22 protein-coding genes are annotated in these 22,412 nt (G+C 50.6%); 2 read left to right on the forward strand and 20 right to left on the reverse strand.

The window, feature by feature from the left end:
- Positions 1-3: 3 nt before the first annotated feature.
- The 6 genes from argB to QZV31_RS05665 all read right to left on the reverse strand — a co-directional run bounded on the left by argB (position 4) and on the right by QZV31_RS05665 (position 8,684).
- Positions 4-867: an acetylglutamate kinase gene (argB, locus tag QZV31_RS05640; RefSeq protein WP_093729797.1), complete on the reverse strand. Its 864-nt coding sequence runs from the start codon at positions 865-867 to the stop codon at positions 4-6.
- Positions 868-1,003: 136 nt separating this feature from the next.
- The gene (gene argJ, locus QZV31_RS05645) at positions 1,004-2,221 is read right to left on the reverse strand and encodes a bifunctional ornithine acetyltransferase/N-acetylglutamate synthase (RefSeq protein WP_295358915.1); all 1,218 of its coding nucleotides are present in this window, start codon (positions 2,219-2,221) and stop codon (positions 1,004-1,006) included.
- 88 nt (positions 2,222-2,309) lie between these two features.
- Positions 2,310-3,233 carry an N-acetyl-gamma-glutamyl-phosphate reductase gene (gene argC / locus QZV31_RS05650; protein WP_295358917.1) on the reverse strand — a complete coding sequence of 308 codons (924 nt, stop codon included), beginning with the start codon at positions 3,231-3,233 and terminating at the stop codon, positions 2,310-2,312.
- 286 nt (positions 3,234-3,519) lie between these two features.
- The gene (gene ppdK / locus QZV31_RS05655; RefSeq protein WP_295358919.1) at positions 3,520-6,156 is read right to left on the reverse strand and encodes a pyruvate, phosphate dikinase; all 2,637 of its coding nucleotides are present in this window, start codon (positions 6,154-6,156) and stop codon (positions 3,520-3,522) included.
- 234 nt (positions 6,157-6,390) lie between these two features.
- Entirely contained in the window at positions 6,391-7,860 is a 1,470-nt protein-coding gene (locus QZV31_RS05660; RefSeq protein ID WP_295358921.1) for an SPFH domain-containing protein, read from the reverse strand.
- A 254-nt stretch (positions 7,861-8,114) separates the two neighbouring features.
- Complete coding sequence (locus tag QZV31_RS05665; protein WP_295358923.1) at positions 8,115-8,684, reverse strand: DUF4376 domain-containing protein; 570 nt, start codon at positions 8,682-8,684, stop codon at positions 8,115-8,117.
- Positions 8,685-8,721: 37 nt separating this feature from the next.
- Here QZV31_RS05665 and QZV31_RS05670 point away from each other — a divergent pair, with 37 nt between their 5' ends.
- On the forward strand, positions 8,722-9,741 hold the full coding sequence (locus QZV31_RS05670; RefSeq protein WP_295358925.1) for a site-specific integrase: 1,020 nt from the start codon (positions 8,722-8,724) through the stop codon (positions 9,739-9,741).
- An 880-nt stretch (positions 9,742-10,621) separates the two neighbouring features.
- On the opposite strand, the gene QZV31_RS05675 is transcribed toward QZV31_RS05670, so the two are convergent.
- From QZV31_RS05675 to QZV31_RS05730, 12 genes are read right to left on the reverse strand one after another with little or no spacing between them, the layout of a single operon-like run.
- Positions 10,622-11,995: a hypothetical protein gene (locus tag QZV31_RS05675; protein WP_295358926.1), complete on the reverse strand. Its 1,374-nt coding sequence runs from the start codon at positions 11,993-11,995 to the stop codon at positions 10,622-10,624.
- 17 nt (positions 11,996-12,012) lie between these two features.
- On the reverse strand, positions 12,013-12,528 hold the full coding sequence (locus QZV31_RS05680; protein WP_295358928.1) for a hypothetical protein: 516 nt from the start codon (positions 12,526-12,528) through the stop codon (positions 12,013-12,015).
- Positions 12,525-13,055 carry a head fiber protein gene (locus QZV31_RS05685; RefSeq protein WP_295358929.1) on the reverse strand — a complete coding sequence of 177 codons (531 nt, stop codon included), beginning with the start codon at positions 13,053-13,055 and terminating at the stop codon, positions 12,525-12,527. Before QZV31_RS05685 ends, QZV31_RS05680 begins: the two co-directional genes overlap by 4 nt.
- A 3-nt stretch (positions 13,056-13,058) precedes the next feature.
- Positions 13,059-13,376: a hypothetical protein gene (locus tag QZV31_RS05690; protein WP_295358931.1), complete on the reverse strand. Its 318-nt coding sequence runs from the start codon at positions 13,374-13,376 to the stop codon at positions 13,059-13,061.
- Between the two features lie 14 nt (positions 13,377-13,390).
- Complete coding sequence (locus tag QZV31_RS05695) at positions 13,391-13,822, reverse strand: phage tail protein (protein WP_295358932.1); 432 nt, start codon at positions 13,820-13,822, stop codon at positions 13,391-13,393.
- Positions 13,823-13,833: 11 nt separating this feature from the next.
- Positions 13,834-14,664 carry a phage tail protein gene (locus QZV31_RS05700; protein WP_295358933.1) on the reverse strand — a complete coding sequence of 277 codons (831 nt, stop codon included), beginning with the start codon at positions 14,662-14,664 and terminating at the stop codon, positions 13,834-13,836.
- Complete coding sequence (locus QZV31_RS05705) at positions 14,661-15,818, reverse strand: baseplate J/gp47 family protein (protein ID WP_295358934.1); 1,158 nt, start codon at positions 15,816-15,818, stop codon at positions 14,661-14,663. The genes QZV31_RS05700 and QZV31_RS05705 overlap by 4 nt, the downstream gene beginning before the upstream one ends.
- Positions 15,815-16,228, reverse strand: a complete 414-nt coding sequence (locus QZV31_RS05710) for a GPW/gp25 family protein (protein WP_295358936.1) — start codon at positions 16,226-16,228, stop codon at positions 15,815-15,817. The genes QZV31_RS05705 and QZV31_RS05710 overlap by 4 nt, the downstream gene beginning before the upstream one ends.
- 12 nt (positions 16,229-16,240) lie before the next feature.
- Positions 16,241-16,924, reverse strand: coding sequence for a hypothetical protein (locus QZV31_RS05715; RefSeq protein ID WP_295358938.1), 684 nt, complete (start codon positions 16,922-16,924; stop codon positions 16,241-16,243).
- Positions 16,903-17,691 (reverse strand): hypothetical protein, encoded by a 789-nt coding sequence (locus QZV31_RS05720; protein WP_295358940.1) that lies wholly within the window; start codon positions 17,689-17,691, stop codon positions 16,903-16,905. The genes QZV31_RS05715 and QZV31_RS05720 overlap by 22 nt, the downstream gene beginning before the upstream one ends.
- Complete coding sequence (locus QZV31_RS05725) at positions 17,681-18,283, reverse strand: hypothetical protein (RefSeq protein WP_295358942.1); 603 nt, start codon at positions 18,281-18,283, stop codon at positions 17,681-17,683. Before QZV31_RS05725 ends, QZV31_RS05720 begins: the two co-directional genes overlap by 11 nt.
- On the reverse strand, positions 18,273-21,173 hold the full coding sequence (locus QZV31_RS05730) for a phage tail tape measure protein (RefSeq protein WP_295358944.1): 2,901 nt from the start codon (positions 21,171-21,173) through the stop codon (positions 18,273-18,275). The genes QZV31_RS05725 and QZV31_RS05730 overlap by 11 nt, the downstream gene beginning before the upstream one ends.
- Positions 21,174-21,238: 65 nt before the next feature.
- On the opposite strand from QZV31_RS05730, the gene QZV31_RS05735 reads away from it, so the two are divergent.
- A complete protein-coding gene (locus tag QZV31_RS05735; RefSeq protein WP_295358946.1) occupies positions 21,239-21,451 on the forward strand; it encodes a hypothetical protein in 213 nt (70 codons plus the stop codon).
- Between the two features lie 162 nt (positions 21,452-21,613).
- On the opposite strand, the gene QZV31_RS05740 is transcribed toward QZV31_RS05735, so the two are convergent.
- Both QZV31_RS05740 and QZV31_RS05745 read right to left on the reverse strand, forming a co-directional pair.
- Entirely contained in the window at positions 21,614-21,967 is a 354-nt protein-coding gene (locus tag QZV31_RS05740; protein WP_295358948.1) for a hypothetical protein, read from the reverse strand.
- A 14-nt stretch (positions 21,968-21,981) separates the two neighbouring features.
- Positions 21,982-22,404: a hypothetical protein gene (locus QZV31_RS05745; protein ID WP_295358950.1), complete on the reverse strand. Its 423-nt coding sequence runs from the start codon at positions 22,402-22,404 to the stop codon at positions 21,982-21,984.
- Positions 22,405-22,412: the final 8 nt, after the last annotated feature.

A 22,412-nucleotide genomic window follows, 5' to 3' on the forward strand; every position in this document is an offset into this window, starting at 1 on the left:
TTCTCACTCCCCTGTCACCATGGTGCCCGCGCCTTCATCCGTCAGCAGTTCCATCAGGATGGAATGGGGCACGCGCCCGTCCATAATAATTACATTATTTACGCCTTTTTCAATGGCGTCTTCGCAGCATTTTACCTTGGGCAGCATGCCGCCGGCAATAATGCCTTCTTCTTTCAGCTGTTTCGTTTCCGCAACGGTGACCGCCGGAATCAGCGTTTTGTCATCGTCCTTGTCCCGCAAAATGCCCGGCACGTCCGTCATAAGAATAAAGGTTTCGGCTTTCAGGGCCCCCGCGATGCAGGCCGCCGCCGTATCGCCGTTGATGTTGTAGGCATTTCCCTGATCGTCGCAGCCTACGGTGGAAACTACCGGGATGTACCCTTTTTCCAGCAAATCCAGAACGGGTTTTTCGTTGACTTCGGTCACTTCCCCTACAAAACCCAGGCGCGGGTCTTTAATCTTGCACTTGATCAAGTGCCCGTCCGCGCCGGAAAGTCCCAGTGCATTGCCGCCCTGCATCTGCAGCAGGTTCACCAGGGTGTTGTTTACCTTCCCTGCCAGCACCATCTGCACGATGTCGATGGTTTCTTTGTCGGTGACCCGGAGACCGTCCACAAATTCCGCTTTTTTGCCAAGGCGTTTCATCAGGTCGTTGATTTCCGGCCCGCCCCCGTGCACCAGCACGATTTTTACGCCTACGTGCCACAGCAGCACGATATCTTCCATGACCTGCTGTTTCAGGGTTTCGTTGATCATGGCGTTGCCGCCGTATTTGATGACCACGATCTTGCCGCTGTGTTTTTTTATGTATGGCAGCGCTTCCACCAGAATCTGGGCGCGTTCTGCATTGGAATAGGAATATGGCATGTTATGACACCTCTGCTAACTTATTACTTTGCTTGCGAGGAGATTTATGCGAAGGGCAAGGAAATGGCCCGCAGGCGCAGCGGTACTACGCCGAGGGACATTGACGCCGCCATTCACAAAAAGAAACCGCAAGCACTTAGGAACGGTAATCGCCGTTGATCTTTACATAATCATAGGTCAGGTCGCAGCCCCAGGCCGTAGCGCAGGCACTGCCGCTGTTCAGTTCCACCAGAATCGTGATTTCTTTCTCCAGCAGGACTTCTTTGGCAAACTCTTCGGAAAAATCTACCCCGGCTCCGTTTTTGCACACCGGCAGAACTCCTTTTGCCGATTTAAACGCCACGTCCACTTTGTTCACGTCCAGCTCCGCGCCGCTGTAACCGATGGCGCAGAGCACGCGGCCCCAGTTGGCGTCGGCGCCGAACATGGCGGCTTTCAGCAGGCTGCTGGTGATTACGCTCTTGGCTACCACGGCCGCCGTTTTTTCATCGGCGGCGCCGGTGACGTCGCATTCCAGCAGTTTGGTGGCGCCTTCCCCGTCGCCGGCAATGGAACGGCACAACGCGATGGTGATGGTGTTCAGCGCTTTCATAAAGGTATCAAAGGCGGGTCCTTCTTCCGTAATTTCCTCATTGCCTGCCAGCCCGTTGGCCAGGATCGCCACCATGTCGTTGGTGGATGTATCCCCGTCCACGCTGAGCATGTTGAAGGTCTTCTGCACGTCGTGGCTCAGGGCTTTTTGCAGCATGGCTGCGGAAATGGCCGCATCCGTGGTGAGGAACACCAGCATGGTAGCCATGTTGGGATGGATCATGCCGCTGCCTTTGGCAATACCGCCCATACGGCAGGTCTTGCCGTCAATTTCAAATTCCACCGCCACTTTTTTCATGACCGTGTCCGTGGTCATGATGGCTTTGGCCGCTTCGTCTTCCCCGGTTTCCGATAAGAGGCTTACCAGCTTGTCCATGCCGTTGGCGATGGGCGTAATGTTCAGCTTCTGGCCGATAACGCCGGTAGAGGCGATCACCATATCGTCTTTGCTGATGCCCAGCTTTTCCGCAGCCAGGCTGCTCATCTTCTCCGCGATTTCAATGCCGTCGCTGTTGCAGGTATTGGCATTGCCGCTGTTGCAGAGCACCGCCTGGGCGATGCCGTCGGCAATATGGTTTTTGGTTACGGTTAAGGGCGCGCCTTTTACCAGGTTTGTTGTGTAAACGGCGGCCGCATGAGCCGGAACCTTACTGAAGATCAAGGCCAGATCGTTTTTATTGTTCTTCTTCCGGATGCCGCAGTACATGCCGCTGGCGGTAAATCCTTTTGCAGCGCAGACGCCGCCTTCTATCTGTTTTATCATTTGTTCCTCCGATACTGCTTTATTTGTGGAAACACTGTTTGCATGAGCTTGTGCCGACAAGCGTGTAGGCGCATGCAGAAGTGTTTCCTTACACTTCCAGTCCTGTCGTTTCCGGCAGTCCCAGCACAATGTTCATATTCTGGATGGCCGCGCCGGACGCCCCTTTGCCCAGATTGTCGAAACGGGACACCAGCAGGATCCGGTCTTCGTTGCCTGTCACAGTGATCTCCATGTCGTCCCGTCCGGTAAAGGCCGCTGCGGACAGGAACCCGTTTTCGTCCGCCGTTTCTTTAAAATGAATCAGGGGGCCCGTGTAATAGGATGCATACGTTCGTCGGACATCTGCCAGGGAACCCTGCAGATCTTTTTTGAACAGGGACACCGTCACTTCCATGCCGCTGTAAAAATCCGCCACGATGGGACAGAACACCGGGGCGTTTTCCAGCCCGCAGATGGCGTTCATCTCTTTCAGGTGTTTATGCGTCTGGCCCAGCGCATATTGCCTGGGGGCATTCAGCAGCGGGCTTCGCTGCGGATCTTCGTACTCGGCGATCATGTTTTTCCCGCCGCCGGAATACCCGGTGAGGGAAAAGCAGGTCAGCATTGCGTCCCTGGCCAGCAGACCCTGTTCCACCAGCGGCGCCACCAGGGCGATAAATCCGCTGGCGTGGCAGCCGGGGTTGGCGATCCGTTTCGCTTTTGCAATTTTTTCTTTGTATCCGGTCAGTTCCGGCATGCCGTAAGTCCAGCCTGCCGCCGTCCGGTGGGCCGTGGACGTATCGATGACGACGGCCCCGCTGTCCGCTGCCAGTTCCACCGCTTCGACAGCCGCCGCGTCAGGCAGACAGAGGAACGCCACGTCCGCTTTTTGGAACGCGTCCCGCCGCGCCTCCGCATCCTTGCGGTGCGCTTCATCCAGCGCAATCAGTTCTATATCCTTACGAGTGCATAATCTTTCACGAATCCGTAATCCGGTGGTCCCGGAACTTCCGTCGATAAATACTTTTGTCATGATGGACCTCGGTTTTTACATAATAAAATACTAAACGTATGATTAAGCATATAATAGATGAAATTGCGCTTCCTGTCAAGTTATTTTTTGCATAATTATTAAATCTTTATGCATTTTAATAAATCAAAACAGGCGGCTCGGTTTTCCGCAAAGCCGCCTGTAATGATTCGTCACCGGGCCGGCGTCTGCACCGGCCCGTTTTTTGTTTAATTTTTCAGTGTAACCGGATGCTGAAAGGTTTATTCATTCAGCATTTTTCTTTTGGCAACTTACAAACTGCGCCGCCTTATTTTTTCTTCAGGTTAATGGCTGCCTGGGCTGCTGCCAGCCGGGCAATCGGTACGCGGAAAGGCGAGCAGGACACGTAGTCCAGACCCAGTTCCTGGCAGAACGCAACCGAAGAAGGATCGCCGCCGTGTTCGCCGCAGATGCCGCAGTGCAGCATCGGGTTTTCCTGACGGCCTTTCTTTACGGCCATCTGCATCAGCTGGCCGACGCCGGTCTGGTCCAGTTTGCTGAAGGGATCAAACTCATAAATTTTCTGATCGTAATAGCTTTCCAGGAATTTGCCCGCATCGTCCCGGGAGAAGCCAAAGGTCATCTGGGTCAGGTCGTTGGTGCCAAAGCTGAAGAAGTCGGCTTCCTTCGCCACGTCATCCGCTGTCAGCGCGGCTCTCGGGATTTCGATCATGGTGCCGACCTGGTAATTCAGGAAGTAGCCCTGTTCTTTCATAACCTGTTCCGCGGTTTCCACGATGATATTCTTTACGAACAGCAATTCTTTGCGTTCCCCGGTCAGCGGTACCATGATCTCGGGAACGATATCGTAATTCATTTCTTTCTTGACCGCAATGGCCGCTTCGATCACGGCGCGGGTCTGCATACGGGAAATTTCCGGATAAATGACGCTGAGGCGGCAGCCGCGCAGGCCCATCATGGGGTTGAACTCGTGCATGGCGTCGCAGCGGGCTTTCACTTCTTCGTAGGTCAGGCCCATGCTGTCCCCCAGTTCCCGCATTTCCGCTTCCGTCTTGGGCAGGAACTCATGCAGCGGCGGATCCAGGAAACGAACCGTCATGGGACGGCCCCGCAGCGCTTTGTACATGCCGATAAAGTCTTCGCGCTGATACGGAAGCAGTTCGGCCAGCGCCGCTTCCCGCTGTTCCACGGTATCCGACAGGATCATGCGGCGGAACTTGGGAATGCGTTCCGCTTCAAAGAACATGTGCTCCGTACGGCACAGACCGATGCCTTCCGCGCCTAACCGAACCGCGTTTTCCGCGTCGGCCGGCGTATCCGCGTTGGTCCGTACTTTCATCTTGCGGAACTGGTCGGCCCAGCGCATAATGCAGCCGAAGTTGCCGCTGATCTGCGCTTCTACCGTGGGGATATCCCCTTCGTAAATGGTGCCGGTAGAACCGTCCAGGGAAATATAATCCCCTTCATGGTAAACCGTACCGTTCAGTTCAAATTCTTTTCCTTCTTCGTTGACTTTTAAATCATTGCAGCCGGATACGCAGCAGGTGCCCATGCCTCTGGCTACTACTGCCGCGTGGCTGGTCATGCCGCCCCGGGCGGTCAGGATGCCTTCCGCCGCGTGCATGCCTTCAATATCTTCCGGCGAGGTCTCCAGCCGTACGAGAATGACACGTTCGCCTTTGGCCGCCGCGTTTTTGGCATCTTCCGCCGTAAAGTACACTTTGCCCGCCGCACTGCCCGGAGAAGCCGGCAGCGCATGCCCGATTACCTTTCCTTCTTTCAGCGCTTTGGCGTCAAAGGTGGGATGCAGAAGCTGGTCCAGGGATTTCGCTTCGATACGCAGCAATGCTTCTTCCGGTGTGATCATGCCTTCTTCCACCAGGTCGCAGGCGATATTGATGGCCGCTTCCGCCGTACGCTTGCCGTTACGGGTCTGCAGGAAAAACAGTTTGCCTTCCTGAATGGTAAATTCCATATCCTGCATGTCGCGGTAGTGGCTTTCCAGTTTATGGGCCAGGTTGATAAATTCGCTGTAGCAGCCCGGCATATCTTCTTCCAGCTTGCTGATAGGCTGCGGTGTCCGTACGCCGGCCACCACGTCTTCGCCCTGGGCGTCGATCAGGTACTCGCCGTAAATTCCCTTGGCGCCGGTAGCCGGGTTCCGGGTAAAGGCCACGCCGGTTCCGGAGGTGTTGCCCATATTGCCGAATACCATGGTCTGAATATTAACCGCAGTGCCCCAGTCGCCGGGGATGTCGTTCATGCGGCGGTATACATTGGCCCGGGGGTTATCCCAGGAACGGAATACGGCCTTCACCGCTTCCATCAGCTGGACGTCCGGATCCTGGGGGAAGTCCTGGCCGATGGTTTCTTTATACAAGGCTTTGAAGCGTTTGATCAGTTTTTTCATGTCGTTGACATCCAGGTCGATATCAAACTTAACGCCTTTCTGCTCTTTGATCTCGTCAATAATTTTTTCAAATTTTGACTTGGGAACTTCCATGACCACGTCGGAAAACATCTGGATGAAACGACGGTAGGAGTCATAGGCAAAACGGGGATTATTTGTTTTCTGCGCAAAGCCTTTCACGGAAATATCGTTCATGCCCAGATTTAAAATCGTGTCCATCATGCCAGGCATGGAGACCCGTGCGCCGCTGCGGACGGAAACCAGCAGCGGGTCGCTGTTGTCGCCGAATTTCTTCCCGTTTTCTTTTTCCAGCCAGCGCAGCGCTTCGAAAATCTGCAGCTTGATCTCGTTGGAAATTTTGCGGCCGGATTTGTAATAATCCGTGCAGGCTTCCGTTGTAATCGTAAAGCCCATGGGAATCGGCAGTCCCAAATTCGTCATCTCCGCCAGATTAGCCCCTTTGCCGCCCAGCAGCTCGCGCATCTGTGCATTACCTTCGTTAAACTTATACACCCATTTTTTTTCTGTTACCATAAACACTAAGCCTCTTTCCTTTTTTTATTCCTTTTATAATTGCTGCAATTGTATTGCAATGACACTGCCTTCCGCAATGTCATGATAAAAGTTCTTGCCGGTTCCGGTCTGTTTCTGAAAAAGACCTGCCGCATGCATCAGCAGTCGGCAGGTCGATTCATCAGCCTTTATTAAATTGCTTCAGTCTGTATTACAACAAATTAGTATACAACCGGAACACTGTCAGCTACTGAATTATTTTACGATATCCCCTTCATTGAACGGGTCGCCGCACTGCGGGCAGAACTTAGGCGGATTATGCGGATCTTCCGGCTGCCAGCCGCACTTATCGCATTTATAGAGCGGTGCGTCTGCCGGTTTACGGGAACCGCAGTTCGGGCAGAACTGACCCTGGTTCACGCTGCCGCAGCTGCAGGTCCAGCCTGCCGGGGCTTCCGGCTGCGGTTTGCCGCAGTTAGCGCAGAACTTGCCGGTGTTGCCTTTGGCGCCGCAGGCACAATCCCAGCCGCCCGCCGGTTTGGGTTCCGGTTTCGGCTGTCCGCAGTTGGCGCAGAACTTACCGGTGTTGCCGGCATGTCCGCAGGCACAGGTCCAGCCTGCTGCCGCTGCGGGAGCTGCCGCCGGCTGCGGGGGCTGCTGCTGCGGATACGGCTGTTGCGGTTGTCCGTACTGAGGCGGATACTGACCGGCCGGGCCGTAGGCGTTACCCATGGCCATTCCGCCGGCCATGTTTGCCATCCCCATGCCGATGAACGCGCCCATGGGGCCCATACCGCCGCCTTCATTAGCGGATGCGTTACGAATTCCGTCAGCAGTCGCGTCGGTCAGGACGCCCATACGCATATCCGGATTGCTCATCATAGCGCCCATCTGTACTTTCTGGAGTTTCGCTTCGTCTTCTTCGTTGGCTTTGACACTGTTCACACCGAAGGAAACGATTTCAATGCCGCGGAGGTCACGCCACTTGGAAGACAGCACGTCATTCAGGGCGTCGGCCAGTTCCATGGTGCGCATCGGCAGTTCGGTATAGTCGATACGCTGTGCGGAAATTTTACCGAATGCAGGCTGCAGCGCAGTCAGCAATTCGGATTTCAGCTGGCTGTCCCACTGGCTCCGCAGGTATTGATCGGGAGCATTGCCGGCAATCGTGGAGTAGAACAGGATCGGATCCACGATTTTATAGCTGTATTCGCCGAAGCAGCGGATGCGAACCAGCAAGCCGCGGCCGGTATTTTCTTCAATTACTTTAAAGGGAATTTCCGCCGGGGTACCGTATTTGTTGCCGATAATTTCTTTCGTGTTGAAGTAATAAACACGCTGATCCTTACCGGTATCGCCGCCGAAGGTAAAACGTTTACCCATGCGCTGGAATACCTGGATTACGCTTTCTTTCAGGTCGCCTGTGAAAACAGAAGGCTCTGTGGATTTGTCATAGGTGTATTCGCCGGGTTCAGCGCAAAGGTCAACGACTTTGCCCTGTTCCACGATCATCATACACTGGCCTACGTTAACCGCGATCACGGAGCCGTTGGAAATGATGTTGTCTTCGGCGCTGGTGTTGGAGCTGCGGCCCTGGCTGCTGATCCGTTTCTGGCCTTTGCACATCAAAACGTCCGGGGTCATGCTGTCGCAGTAAAAGTACTCTTTCCACTGGTCGGCCAGTACGCCGCCAATGGCACCCATGCCTGCTTTAATTAATCCCATGTGTTGTTCCCTCCTTAAATATTATTATTTTTACTTACTGATTTTACTTTTTATCTTTGATTGTACTACTGTATATTTTACCACAAAAAACATTTTCTTTCACTGCATTTTTTAGGTATGCGGCGACAAAATGTTTCGGATTTTGCGACATTTAAAATCGGACGCATTTTTACAAATAATTATACATAACTGCTTAAAGAAAAACAATCCCGATTTAAGAGGCCTTGAAGCCGTTTTAAACCGGGATTAATTTTTTACCAGACAATAGCGTTTACGGTTTCGTTATCTTGCGCCCCTATCACGCGTTCCTTCAGCTCTCTATATTTAATATGAAGCAAATTGCTCCGTGCGCCTACTGCAGCAATAACGCCTCTCAGAGCTTGTGCTGTCATTGTCACGTCTGAATTATCTGCGGCAGTCCATTCAATATCTGGTTTTCCGCTTGTTTCTAATGTAATTATTGCATAATTAAGGCGGTCAAGACTATCCTTATCTGCATCAAACAAATGCCCCTGATATTCTATCGGGTCTAACTCTTTTTTATTTCGCACATCTTTTAACTCATCAATTTTCTTTTGCTGTGATTCCTGCAATGTAGGTACATATGGCGGTTTGACAATGTATCCGCCATTTTTGATATCTTTAACATATATTTGTCCATCATAGTTTCCTATGATTTTATTCCAGTTCGCACACGATACAATCTCATACCCGTCATTAATTAACTTTTGCGCCTGATCCGGCGTAATATCTTTATCGTATGGAATAGTGTTCAATCGATCCCCTGTAATTTCATCAAATTTAATCAAAAAATTTTCCGGCATAATTGATTCTCCTTTACAATAATTTAGGGTGATAAAAATGAGAAAACCTAATGGTTATGGGTCAATCAAAAAATTATCTGGAAAAAGGCGGCGGCCGTTTGTTTTTGTGGTTACGAAAAACGGGAAGCAGCGGCCTGTGGAATATTTTGAAACACAGATAGAAGCAGAAATATATCAGGCAGATTACAATAAAATCCATAAGCAGCACTCCCTTCCTGGTCACAAGGTCACATTTTCTGAAGCTTTCTTCCGCTGGTTACCAGCACACGTTGCAGATAAAGAACCAGCACCGACTACTATTTCCAATTATCGCAACGCGTATCAGCATTGTTTGCCAATCCATGACACGCCTATAACTGACCTAAAATTCGCTGATTACCAGCAAATTCTTGATATTATGAAAAAGAACCGCCTTTCTTATGCATCCATGAAAAAAGTGCGTTCTCTTATATCACTGATTTCAAAATTTGCAATTGAATATGAACTTGTAAATAAAAACTATGCATCACTTCTGAAAATCGGAAAAAACAAACCGGTTCGCTCTCATAAGCCTTTTACCCGTCAACAGATAAATCGACTATGGCAATGTGATGTTTCTGGAACCGATGCCGTTTTAATATTGCTTTATACGGGAATGCGCGTCGGCGAACTGCTGGCATTGGAAAAAAGAAACATTAACTTGCGTCAACGGTTCATCAAGATTACAAGGAGCAAAACTGCTTCCGGCATAAGAATCATACCAATACATAACCGGATCCTCCCGTTGATAGAATCTCTGACGCAAACTCCAGGGGATTACCTTCTGTCGGATCCGTCGGGAAAACCGTATAATTACAGTCGGTTCTGCACTTTGTGGTACAACCTCATGTCTGCCATCCGTACAAAACACACCACCCACGACTGCCGTCACACTGTTGCAACGTTACTGGATAATGCAGGCGCCAACGAAAATGCAAAGCGCCGCATCCTTGGTCATGCATCTGGAGATGTTACTGATCGGGTCTACACCCATAAGAACCTCCGTCAGCTGCGTAAGGCCATTCAGCTGCTTAAATAGTGTTACTTATACGATACTGTTAATATTTCTAACATCCACAGAAATGCACTGTTGAGGATAAAAAAAACGTTGTTACTATTGTTTCTTGCAAAACCATAAAAAACTATTGTTATTTTGTTTTTATTTTTCCCTACTTCCTGTTTCAATAATAACCATGCAGCAGAACTATCACATTTTCTGCCATCTGTTTCCATTATCTACAGTGGGGAAAACGCGCTTCTCCCTCTGCGGATACCACAGATTATGAGATAGCTTTTCCTATCGCCTTTACAAGTGCATGTTATACTGCAGTTATTTCTTACGGAACAGAAGTAGCATATGACAACTGGCTTTCTAACCTTAATTTTGGTATAAAATCCCTCACAACAACAAAAATAATTATGAGATTAGGATTGAAAATCCTTGGTCCGTATTATTGGATAGCAATAGGTAAGTAAACAGTGGGGAACTGTAACAGCAAGTGGTAGTTATAAATTTCCTATTGCATTTCCTACTGCTTGTTATTCCTGTGTAAAACAACTTGGTGGTTCTGGACAATATTTAGATTCTACTTATGCAGACTGGTATCAAGTTATGAATTTAACCAAAACAGGCTTTAATGTTCAGGGAATGAACGATTTTGTAAAACCTCATTATTTTATAGCTATTGGAAATTAGACAGTGGGGAAAAGATGCAGAACCCAGTGCCAATAATCCGTCTAAAGCTATAAAATTTCCAATAAGTTTTTCAACGGTATATACAGCATTGGCAGCAAACAGCCATTCTGGTAGTCCGGATTATTATGGATGCGGCGTTAACAGTCTTTCAACCACTGGATTTACATATAGTGCTGGTACATATGGAGGCAATGCTATATATTGGATAGCCATTGGTAAATAATTATTTTCCTATGGCTACCCAATAACATATAGGAGAATCAGGTATGTAACCACTTACGTCCTGAAGATGTGCTATAAAGTTGCTGTTTGTATATGACTTGATTTGGAAAAAATAGTCGTACTCAGCACTAGATCCTGAAGCAGTTGTGATTACCGTATAGCATGCTGATGTAAAATTAATATTAAATGAAATGGTTTTATCGCCTTGCGATTTAGAAACCGTATGATTTCCCCACTGTATAATTAGGCCTGAGTCTAATTTTACATATCCGTTTGCGGCAATAGATGAACTTGGTGAAACAATGCTCTTCACATACTCTTTCAAAATTTTAGCTTGCCACACACGGTTTGCAGTGTCAGTGCCAGCAGTTAGCAATGCAGCGGTCCCGGCAGAATACGTTGTGTTATTATCCGGCGGAACCTGCCATGTTCCATCTTCCCGCAGATATTTCGTAGTGCCTGCTGTCGTAGGCGGTGCAGGAACCAAACCGTTTTTTGCTCCGCTGCCAGATTTTACGAAATTGCTATAAGTCGTATTATTATCCGGCGGAACCTGCCACGTTCCATCTTCTCGCAGATATTTTGTAGTACCTGCTGTCGTAGGAGGTGCGGGAACCAAACCGTTTTTTGCTCCGCTGCCAGATTTTACGAAATTACTGTAAGTAGTATTCGCTGGTGTCTGCCACGTTCCGTCCCCGCGCAGAAATTTTCCCTGGTTCCCCGCCGCCGGTGCTGGAACTAGACCCGCCTTTCCTGCTGCACTTGCTGTCGCAGCGGTCATGTTGCTGTACGTTGTGTTATTATCCGGCGGAACCTGCCATGTTCCATCTTCCCGCAGGTATTTCGTAGTGCCTGCTGTCGTAGGCGGTGCAGGAACCAAACCGTTTTTTGCTCCGCTGCCAGATTTTACGAAATTGCTGTAGGTTGCATTCGGCGGAACCTGCCACGATCCATCTTCCCGTAAATATTTTGTAGTACCTGCTGTCGTTCCCGGTGAAGGAACTAAACCATTTTTCGCATTAGATCCTGATCCAACAAAATTGCTATAAGTTGTATTTGTCGGAACCTGCCACGTTCCGTCCCCACGAAGGAATGATGCCTGTTTACCAGCAGCAGGCGCAGGTACCAGTCCTGCTTTGCCTGCTGCGCTTGCGGTCGCAGCAGCCATGTTGCTGTACGTAGTGTTATTATCCGGCGGAACCTGCCATGTCCCGTCTTCCCGCAGGTATTTCGTAGTACCTGCTGTCGTTCCTGGTGAAGGAACCAACCCAGCTTTTGCCTCACTGCCAGACTTTACGAAATTACTGTTCGGCGCAAAAATTGCTTTTAACTTATTCAAGAAATATTTTGCACCAGCTGCCGATAAAACTTTCATTAGTGTGCCCTCCGCCTTTAATTAAAAATTGCATCAATTTCAGTCTCTGTCATTTCTGAAATTTCTTGCCACGTTCCGTCCCCGCGCAAAAAGCTTCCCTGTTTTCCTGCTCCCGGCGCCGGAACCAGCCCTGCTTTACCCGCTGTGTCTTCTGTCGCAGCAGTCATGTTGCTGTACGTCCCAGCATGATCTGCACGATACCAGCCATCCTTATCAGCAAGATATGTCAATAGAATAACCGACCCGGCTCCATAATGTGTGGTCAAACGACTTGAAGCTGTATAAAAGACTGGTTTAGGTCCCGTAGTCCCACCTCCGGAAAGCGACAGTTCCAGCGTCGCATTTCCGGAACTGGCAAACGGCAGATAATACGCAATCGTCTTCCCATCGTACAGCTTATCTTCTGCTGTTACGCCCGTAAACGCCCCTGTGGCAGTGGCTTGAGTACCAGCAATAAATTCCACGCCGTTTTCCCTTGGTGCGAATTTCTGTTTAATCCGTTTGTAAAAGTACGCTAAACCCGCTTTATTCATCCCTCAGGCTCCTGTTCCGGATCCTGTACTGGATCCTGATTCGTACCCGGTTCTGATTCTGTGCCTTGTCCCTGAGTTGAACCCGGGTCTGGATCTGAACCTTGTCCCTGATCTGCTTCATCGAAAATTGTTTCAATTTCTTCATTGGTCAAGATTGGCAGTTCTTGCCAGGTTCCATCGCCTCGCAAAAATTTCTCCTGATCTCCCTGCCCCGGTGCAGGCGCTAATCCCGCTTTACCTGCGAAATCATCAGTCGCAGCTGTCATTACTTCAACATTAATCAACCCGGAATCGTTGCTGATGTTCTCCCCGGTCCGCACACCTCCCAAAGTCTCAGACGTTGCTTCCGGTAAAGAATAGTTGTTTGCGTTTTCCGCAATTCCATTCAATTTTGCTTTGTCCGTTGCACCCATCAGCCCATCTGCACTGACCGTAGCAACATCCTTGGTTGCAAATTTTTCAGTAAAAATATTTTTCATTCTCTGATAAAAATAATTAAGACCTGCTAATGTTGCGAATTTTGCCATTTTCTATTCCCCCTCGAAAATTGTAGAAATTTCACTAACGCCTAATGCTTCACAGCCATCGCCACTCGCCTGTCCCGCATCAGGCTCAACATATGTCCCTTCAAAAATAGCGTCAATCTCTGCGTTGGTTAACTCATTAACGCCAGCATGCCCTTTCACAGTTTCTTTCAACTCATCCACGTCTTCTTTCAGCCTCCTATCGTTTGAAAACAGCTGGTCAAGCGGTATGTTGAAGGTTTCTGCAATGTTCAGCATACGCCGCGTCAGCCGGTTAATCACAGTGCTGAACGGAAGGTCTGTCCTAAACTTCTCGTCCGTCATGGTGGCCACCTCCCTTAAAATTCACACTGCCAGTGAAACCGCAGCAGCACATTTTCCTGCTTGGTAATCGTCTTGAAACTCTGGATTCCCACAAAGTCGCCCTCTTCATCCACCGCGCCAAACTCAGACAGTGGTACGTCATTGTAATCCGCGCCGGTAATTTCAATAATAATATCCGCCTTATACGGCTCCGGATACTCAATTGTTTCCACGGGGATCCGGAACACTTCATGCTGCAATGCATTCGCATCAGCTTCCGGCATTATAGGATTTCCAGCTCCATCTACACCACCCGTGCCAAATGCGATATGCGTAATTTTTGGCACCCTTCCTGTCTGGGTCAGGCCACGAATTAACTTTTCCCTTACCTTATCGGTAGTTACAATATTAAATTTGGCATTGGATGCCGCAGTTTCTACCGTTCCGGTCTGAATTAAATCACCCATAACATCCTCCTTCATTCCTCAATTGTTTCCACATATGCTGACATTTGCAGCTGCAGCCCCTGCTTGGAATTCATTTTCGTTTCTATAGACGTACGGTTCAAAACGTTATCATGCCAACGCCAGTCATCGTACAATCTGGTACAGCCATCCAACAGGCTGCTGCCATCCAACGCCACACACCCGTCCAGGTACACTGCGTCAAACCAGCCTTCCCCCAAAGTGATTGACCCGTTCAGCCATACGCAGCCATCCAGCCGGTACAGTTTTTTCCATGGCAGCCATATCTTCCAGGGACAGAACACCTCGCCCACGATCTGACGGTTATGGTACAGATGGATTTCCTGCGGTTTAGATGTCAGCTCCATCACAAATTCCGGCAATGTATGCGCAGACTTCATCAGCCAGACCATAGCCCGCAGCCGCCGGTACTCTTCCGGCGTAAAGCCGTCCATAATTTCCAACGGTATCGACAGAGTGAAATGCGCCCATGTGGTCGTCCGTTCCTGGATATCCGGATTATAACCCAACATCTGCAATGATCGGATCATACCAGGGAGTGTTCCGCCATAAGCGTATATTTCATAGGCTCCCTGCACCCGGTTCCGGTAGATTTCCAGCGGTTCATCATCGTACCGGTAGATTCCCCGCTGTTCCCCTAACAGCCGGAGCGCTTTCTCCCCGGCTGTCTGGACAAGCCATTGCCGCCGCAACCGGAACAAACTTTCCTTTGTGTCGTCCAGTATAGAGCCAATAATCAGCGTATAAGCTTTTACCACCACGCTGTTGTCTTTCCTGAAAGGCCGGGTCAGCAGTTCCCACATATATTCCCTGAATGCGGTCATGTCTCCGTCGCCCTTTCTATCTTCAGATCCAGCGTGCCTCTGGATGCAAGTTCATGGACTGCTACAGTGATATCCGCAGAAGGTGATGTTAAAACCACATTAAAAACATCTTGAATCTCCATTAAATGCCGGATCAGCCGCGCCCTGACAAAGTCGTCTCCTATCTTCTGCGCATCCACATCCGTTTCCTCGTCGGTCATGGTAAAGAACTTCTGCAGTATCTGTTCCGCCTCTGTTCTGGTATCTGCCAGAGAACCGCGTTCAGGATACAGCAACAATGTTATATCCAAATCCACCGGTTTCAGCGTCGGTCCCATAACTACGACATCGCTGCACAAAGGCCGCCGCGTATCTATGTACGACTTGACTTCCCGCTTCAGTGCGTCTGTGGGCGAACCTGCAGGACTGGCAATAATTACATCCACCGTGCCCGGCCCGCGCGGATGGTTGTCATCTATGGCCACATCCATAACCCCCGGCACTTGATAGGCCCAGGACTGGTATGCCAGCGCTGTCGATCCGGTAGACAATTCATGCCAACGCAGCTTGTACCTTTTCCGCAACGCTTCATCCGATTCTACATCCACGCCTTCCTCTGCAATCCATTCCGCGACGTTTGTTATGGCATCAATGCCGGGGATATGTGTAACCAGTACGCGGATATAACCTTCCCCTACGTTGTACGCTGCGCCCTCAAATTCCGCCTGTACAGAAACATTCAGACTGGCCTCCCCTGCAGGCAGAATTACGTTTTCCGTGGTAAAGTACCGCAGTTCCTGCCCATTATCCTGCATCTCCGTTTTAACGATGCTCCCGGAAGGAATCTTCACGGCCCTGCCCAGGTTACCGGTACGGGAAAAAATGACCATGCCTTTTGCCCGTTTCGCTTGCCGCCGCACCAGCCCCACTTCCGCAACCTTCAGGTCAAGCCACCTACCGGTAGCGTGTTCTATAAAGCCCATGGGCACAACTTTTTCCATCAGGCTATATAGCTGGCTGACACACCAGCAAGCCGTTTCCACCAACGTCCGGAACACGCCGCCGATGGTCCAGTTTGTGATTTTAGAATTACTGGTTCCCAACTTCCTGCGACTTTCCGTCACCAGTTCCGAAAACGTTTTTGAGCCAATCATATCGCCCCAGTTTACACTCATGTTGTCACCTCCCCTTCCACCGAATAGGCCCCATAGCCTAATACCAAATTCAGCGGGTGCGTATCGTTGATTGGCAACGCCGAAACTTTGAACCGGATCAGCCGCAGGTTCCAGGTTAAAACCTCCACCCTAGTATGTCCTGGTTGAACACGGGGATCCGCTTCCACTGTAGTTTTCACTTCCTGGACAAATTGCAGCCGGTTAATAGCAGAATTTTCTTTTTTGACATATTTGTAAATGTCAAAACCATACTCCGGATGCCACAACAGCGAGCCTTTTGGCGTCATCAGGGCATTCAGGATATCCTGGGCAAGACAGGCGCGACCGGAAACCAGTTTTACATCCCCGGTTGCAGAGACTTTCAGGTCCTGCGCTTCCATAGCCATGTCACAGCCTAAAAATTCTTCCATCGGTTTGCCTCCCTATCCGCAAGTCGCCTTACGGCTTCCGCCGGTAATCCTTCCCGTACCATGAGGGCATTCAATCGCATCTCCTACCCGCGCAATAGCAGGTCCACCGCCGCATAACTGTATATTGCCTTCCCCGTCTACAGACATTGCCCCGCCGTTGATGCCGATGTGCTGTGCCTTCATGGCAATCGTGGGCGATTCCACGGAAATCCCGGAGCTTGTCAGCGTGATCTTGCTGGGAGAAGATTCTATTTCCACATTCCCGTTCGGCTTCATCACAACCTTCACCCCGTTGCTTTGTTGCAGAACCAGGCTGTCCAGCGGATGGGCCGGAACATTGTACCCGTCGCCCAACACGGCATCCACATAAGGCAGCGCCGCGTCCCAGTAATAGAACCCGACCCGGACGACAGCCCCGACTTTCGGCAGGCAGAACAGCCCGCGATCCGGACCGGCCCACAGCACCGGGATGGCCACATCCGGGATGACCGGTTTCGTTTTATCTTCCGTCCCGTCCCGTGCCAGCGGCTGCACGTCCACCGAGTAGCGTTTATCGTAATCGGAAACCGTCCCACCGCCTTCATGGACCTTCACCACTTTTGCGCGGATTGGATACTGGTACCCGTTATTGAGTTCCGGAAATATAGCCCGGACGATTTTGCTTAACAGTTCTTTTAACTCTCCCGTGTTTTCCATTCCATCCTCATTTCTGCTGCGCCGTTTTCGTAGATGTATTCCACCTTTGTAATCAGCGCCAGCATATCGCTGGCCCAGTACCGGACATCCCGGATCCGTATCACATTCAGCGGGCGCAGGAACGGAAGCAGGAATGTTGTCACAGTACCGGCAGTTTCTTCCGCCGGTTTCAGGTCCAGGATATTCCTTCCGTATTCCAGCAGCAGCATCGGTTCCCCGCCATCATACCGGCTGGTCTCTTCCACCGGCTGCCAAACCACTTTCCCTTCCGGTTCCCGGAAAAACATCCAGTCCAAATCCCACGCCTTGTTCAATAGCCGCTGCGCCTGTATCACGCTCTGGTTCGACAGGATAAAATTATGTTTCACCGGTTGTGACTGCCTGCTGATCAGGAAGTCAGGCACCCCGGCTTTTTGCAGCATAAACTTCATGATCACCGCAGGTTCTGCATCCGTGAAAGCCTGCACAATCTTCGTGCTGCGCAGCACTTCCATCAGGTCCTTGCACCGGATCACGATGCTGCGCCCCCAGGAAACATCTTTCACCAACCCGCTGAACACCAGCCATATACCGGTGTCGTAATACCCCATATAAATCTTTACCGGCAGATCCTTGACAATCGCGTCCACTTCCACATTCTCACAGGGAATTTCTATCGTCGCCAGGTCTATGGGGTTCTGGCAGCTGGACGTAACTGTCATCTTGTTGATTTTATTGACCTGGTAATCTCCGATATAGACCAGGAACTGCAAGTGCCTAAATTCCATCGTCATCCACTGCCGGTGATGCCGGCATCTCCACTTTCGCCGTTTCCACTGACGGGGTCGAAAGCTTATCCAGGGACTGGTCCGCCAGCTGGAACTTTGTCAGCTGTTCTTTCACCGCCGCATTTGCATCGCCACGGTCTTTAATCTTGCCGCGCACTGCCCGCTCTTCTACTTTTACGACCGCCGGTTCCCATTCCACAAAATCCAGTTCCGCCACCAGGTAATCCCACTTGTTGTCGTCTTTTACCCGGACGCCCTCGAACAAGACCTTCCCGATACCATAAGCCGCGCACAGCCGGTTGGTAATCTGGTAGATTTGCGGTTTCGCTTCCTTGTCCATGGAACGGAACAACGCCACCAGCTGCTCTAACCGGTCATAGGGCTCAGTCTCTTCATCATTCTGCAAGATTACCGTCACCCGTACTACGGAATCCTCAAACCCCTGAACCTGTTTCTTTTTCCCCGAGCTTCCGGAGACCTGCTTTTCATCGTACTTGACCTTCTGTTCCACCTCTACGCCCTGGACGATGCCGGGCAGCAGTGTATCATCCAGCTTGATCATGTTGTCTTCATCTACCAGTTCAATCCGCATCGCCGTCACCCTCCGAGTCCGCGATCACCCGCAACGCTTCCAGGAAATCTGTGGCGTTGTTCATCTGCTGGGCCTGGATATGGATATCGCCGTAGATGATAATCTTCCGGCCTTCCTTTTGGATCTGCACCGCCTGCTGCGGCTGTTGTTCACGTCGCGGCTGGATCAGTTCCAAAGGATCCTGCATATTCCAGTCCGGTTTTTCCGGCATAAAATCCGTTCCCTGCATCCACGCCGGAACCATTCCCCATTGCGCCATATCCGGCACCTTTGCCAGCAGGTCCTGCATATCCCAATCCGGTTTTTCCGGCATGAAATCAGCGCCCCGTACCTCCGTTGGGGCCATTCCCCGTTGCGTCATATCCGGCATCTTTGCCAGCGGGTCAATATACCAGTACGCTTCCATCGGTACCTTCGGGACAGAAGGCAGCTCAGCAAGGCCTTGGCCAGCATCCAGCTGTACCGGCATTATGGATTGCAATGCGTCCATATTGAGAGCCGGTTCCATCATTACGTCCGGGATAGAAGGTACGCCGTCCAGGCCCCAATCAGGTTTAACCGGCAGTTCTGGAGACAGGTCAATCCCTTCAAACCCCGTCGCTACCGCAGCCTGCAATTTCCCATAACTTCCCGGCACGCCTTCCGCGATGGTTGACAACACGGCGCGCCCGCTTCTGGTCAGCTGGGAGAGCGGACCTTCCTTCGCGTCAGAGAACGGCAACAGGTTACGGACCATCTGCAGTCCTTCCTGTACCAGTTCCGCCGGTTTGGACAAAACGGAACGGATCCCGTTACAAAACGCATCCCATAACGCCGCACCGGATGTTTCAAAGGTAGATTGCATACTGTCAATAAAACTGGCCAGGCCCGGAAATGTTTCTGCAAATGTATTCCAAAGGCTTTGACCAAACTGCACCGCAGACGCAATCATTCCGTCGATAATTCCGTTGAAAGAATTCCACGCATTCCCCGCCGCTTCCGACAGGTAATTCCATGCTGCGATACCGGCTGCCTTCAGGTCGTCCCAGTAATAGATCAGCAGAGCGACCGCCGCCACGATGGCCAGCACGATCCAGGTGACCGGGTTTGTCAGAAGGGCCACCGTCCATTGCCAGGTAGCGGCAATCAATTTCGGCAGCGCAGTAGCTGCCGCGCTCCATGCCTGCTTTGCAAAAGCCATGACGCCTTTTGCAGCGCTTTTTAATCCGGTCGCCGCTGCAATAGCTGCCTTTTTCCCGGCTTCCCAAATCTTAAGGCCGAAATCTTTGGCCGCACCGGCTGCTTTCTTCAGGTTATCCGCTAACTGTACGGCAGAATTTTTTGCCGCCTTCAGCATGTCCACCGCCAGATCCCTTGCCGCTTTTGCCGCATTCGTCAGGTGATCCCATGCTGCTCTTCCGGCATCCGCTACTTTTTTCCCGAAATCCTTGGCTGCATTACCGGCTCGGACAAAATAGTCTTTAGTCCGATTCAAAGCGTTTCCAGCAGTATCAGTTATTCGATTAAAGCTATTTCTCAATCCACCATCGGCAACATAAAGCCGAAACTCTTGCACTGCTTTAAAGGCTCTACCAAATCCGCTAACACACGTCCCAGCAAATGAGACAACTGCAGCGCTCACCATCAGAAACGGCGCAGCCAATGTCATTACGGCAGCTCCGCCCACCAACAGCACAGCAATCGTGGCAGCTATTTCCGGATGTGCATTCATAAAACCGGCTGCCATATCGGCAATTTTTTCCACCAACTGTCCCATTTTCGGGATAATTTCTTTTATAACCGCATCGGACTTCATCAGGCGTTCCGCAAAATTGATTTTAATGGCCTGCAGCCGGTTCGCAGCAATTTCCAGTTTTGCCGCTTCGCTGCTTTCCAGCGTCTTTTGCGATGTTTCGGCGGTACCCTTGGAGTTCTGGACTGCTTTCAACTTTTCTCTCATGTCTGCCGTCTTGCTGGCCAGCAGGGAAATGGTTCGCAGCCCTTCGTCACCGAAAGCCTGCTTGAATTTTTCCTGAACTTCCGGTGCCATGCTTTTAAAATCGCCGTATTTTTGATTAATATTTTCCAGCGTCCCTATAAAATCAATGCCGCCCTGTGAGTTACGCGCTAATGTTATGCCCAAATCTTTGCTGGCTTTATTCATTTGTCGCATAGCCGCTGCATATGCTGTACCAGCCACGCTACCTGTGACACCGGCATTATTCAATACGCCAATCGCTACATTGAGTTCTTCAAAACTCTGACCGAACTGAAGTGCTGAAGGAACTGCATTCTTCAAACCTTCCGACAGCTGGTTCAGATTCTTGATCTGGAACAGCTGCTGGGTCTTGGAAATTACGTCGCCAAACTTTCCAATCTCGCTGGCCGCATCCTTGGTTTTATCGCCCATATTGTTATAGGCTACCGCAATCAGCGCCGCCGCATCCGCCGAATCGCCCATGGTGGCCCGGGCCGTCCGCATAGCCGTCTCCGTGGCCGCAATCGCCTGCACATCGTTCAGACCGGCAGACGCCATCTGGTAGGCCGTCTGGATGTACTGGTTCGCGCTTTCCCGGTGCGCCTTGGACCAGGCAATCGCTTTCTGCTTTGTCATCTCCATGGACTTGTCCATGCCGCCCATGGTGGTCGTGGTAACCGTGGAAAGGGCCAGCAGGGACTCTTCCACTTCCATATACGGCTCTTTCATGCTGCTGATGAAATTATTTGCCGATACGGCCGCGCTGCCGATCACTGCAGAGGTAAGCCCCAACCTCTGGCCAAACGCCTGCATCTTCTGCCCTTTTTCAATTATCTTTTCGCATTTCATAAAGGTGTCTTGAATTTTTTTGATTTTTTCTGAGGCGTTATCCTTAGCAGAAAACTCGACGCCTACTTCATACTCTTTAGCCATTGCAATAAACCTTTCTTTGCGATATAATAATTAAAAAGAATTTGGAAAAACAGGAGGTGCGATACATGGAATTTATGGTCGGCATATGCTCAGTAGCCTTCGTTTTTGGTGCTGTCATCGGCGTTCTGTATGCCTGTATCTTTTACGGCATCCCTCTACTTTTTGAAATTTTAAAAACCATAATTGAATTGATTATGGAAATACCCGAACTTTATAAAGCAGGTGTCGCAGGTTTCAAAAGAGGATGGAACCGACATTCTTCTGAACAACAGAATTAATCTGCTCCCTTTCAATCTCGACTAACAGGCTGGCAGTGGCAGCACACCGGATGAATTCTTCATCATCCATGGCGTCCACTTCCTGCGGTCTCAAACCCAACTCCCGGATGATCAACCCTCTGGCAATCGCCAGAGGGTTTTCTTTTTGCGCCTGCCGTTCTTCTACAATTCGGTCGTGGTAAAATTTGCGGTAATACCAACAAGGTCACCGATTTCCCCGGCTAACGCCGTGGGCAGGCCGGGCTTGTCTTCGAAGATCTTCACCAGGGTATCCTGCGACGGATACAGCAGCAGGTCAAAAACAAACTGCTGGGCCGCTGCGCTAACCGACTTTTTGGAAACGCCGGACTGGAACCTTGAGATTGCCGCCCTGGTCGGTTTCTTAATGTACACCTCAAGCGTCATGTCTTCTTCATCGGCAGCAAGCTTGTACACTTTTCCGAAACAGGTCTTCCAGTCCCGGATCATTTCGTCCGTCACTTCGTTCAGTACTTCATCTTTCATAACTTCATCCATCGTTTAATCCCCCTTTACCACTGTTCTACGCCGTTCAATTTGATGCCACCCAGGATCGTAAAGTCCAGTTCAATCTTCGTGCCGCTGTCCCCCTGTTCGTGGGAATTGCTGCGTTTCGTCCAGATACACTGCTCCAACGTATCCACGATAGTCGGCTTCCCTTCGTTCGCATAGTTAAGGATGATCGGGAAGGGCTTCATCTTGTAGATACTTCCGCCAGCTGCGGACTGCATCAGCTCGTACTCTTCCCTTTCAATCGTCAACTTCCCGGATCCTTTCCGGTTGCCCCGGCCATACCCGATGGGCGTGCTGCCTTTGCCATAGATGGCTTCCGTCTCATGTTCATCTTCATAGTTGATGGACTGGATGCCCACCAGGATGCCATGATCCATGGCGACGGTCAGGCTTTCCCAGTCATACTTGATTCCGTTGATCATTTATTTTC

This window comes from uncultured Succiniclasticum sp., from assembly GCF_902793885.1.
Classification (GTDB): Bacteria; Bacillota; Negativicutes; order Acidaminococcales; family Acidaminococcaceae; genus Succiniclasticum.